Origin of the sequence: Bartonella queenslandensis AUST/NH15, assembly GCF_000312585.1 — a bacterium.
Taxonomy (GTDB): Bacteria; Pseudomonadota; Alphaproteobacteria; order Rhizobiales; family Rhizobiaceae; genus Bartonella; species Bartonella queenslandensis_A.
Genome location: NZ_HE997981.1, coordinates 51,809 through 53,041 on the forward strand (window position 1 = coordinate 51,809; position 1,233 = coordinate 53,041).

At 39.9% G+C, this 1,233-nt stretch carries 2 protein-coding genes; both read right to left on the reverse strand.

Annotation, left to right across the window (positions count from 1 at the left end):
- Nucleotides 1–898: tyrosine-type recombinase/integrase (locus BN338_RS01920; protein ID WP_039758512.1), on the reverse strand; the 898-nt coding region annotated here is incomplete at its 3' end.
- 2 nt (nucleotides 899–900) lie between these two features.
- A complete protein-coding gene (locus tag BN338_RS01925; protein WP_039758515.1) occupies nucleotides 901–1,149 on the reverse strand; it encodes a hypothetical protein in 249 nt (82 codons plus the stop codon).
- Nucleotides 1,150–1,233 lie beyond the last annotated feature (84 nt).

A 1,233-nucleotide genomic window follows, 5' to 3' on the forward strand; every position in this document is an offset into this window, starting at 1 on the left:
CACGCGTTGCTGCTAATTTTCGCAAGCCGTGAGCCGATTTTTTAATTCCTGCTGCATTACATGCTTCACGAAACAGATTGCCAAAACTCTCTTTAACGAGCTTATTTCCACTTTTACCGCAAATAAATGTTTCATCTCCGATAGGTCCAATTTTAAGTGTTTCTGCGAGTTCTGGCAAAATCGGGAGAAAAACCTCTGTTTTAAATTGGCTCTTTTCTGTTTTGAGATGAATGATATTATCTTTTACATCTTTCCAACCGATACGAACGGCATCACCACGGCGTAAGCCTGTGTAAAGAAGAACATCAATCCAAACGCGTTCATGGGTACTATGTGACCAGTGGTGATAATATTTATCGATATCCTCTTCTATCCATGGCGCTAATCCTTCGCTGTTAAGAGATTTTGGTGCTTTAACATTAAATGCGGGATTTCTATTCAAAAGAGCATTATCAACTGCCCAATTAAATAGACCATTTAAAGAGGTCAAAAAATGCTTTGCGGCTGCAGGGGTATTTCGCCTTCTATCCACAGCCTCAAGAATATGTTTTTTATCTATACTTTTATAAGCGCAATGACCAATATGTTTCGAAACATTGTTCAAAATTCTGTACTTCACTTTTTTCGTGGATTCTGATTGATTATGCCATTGCATGCTTTGTAAATATTGATGCAACAACCAATCGAAAGAACCTTCTGTGAGTCTGGTACGGCTCTTTGTTTTGGGGTTGCCATTTTGCGCTTGCTTAAGAGCAAGCGTATAATTATCGACAAACTCTTGCGTTCCGTAGGTTCCTTCAATCCGAAATCGTGGTCCATGACCAAGTCGTACATACCATATAATTTTACCATGGCGTGTGCGTTCACAAACAAGATATGGTGGACGACGTTTTGGCATGGCTAAAACTTTATACCGTCGACAGAACGACAAGTTTTGCTGGTATCGTCGTCTTCTTGTTCATTTTCAAGCGGTGGAAAATCATCAATGCTATAAGTATTATCTGTCATTCTAGGTGTTACGATTTTATTGATATGAATGAATAATTCACCAGTAGGCTTAATTTCTAAAACCTCTGCTCCTTGCTTTTTAGCTTCTCGTAAAGCACGTGCAATGGCTGGTTGCGTGATAGTAGGTGGACGGTGTGCCATATCTGTTCCCCTTGATTTTAGATGTAATTCACATGTGGCGTGAAACACGCATGTTCTGAAAGTTGTGGTAAGAAGGTGGGGGTG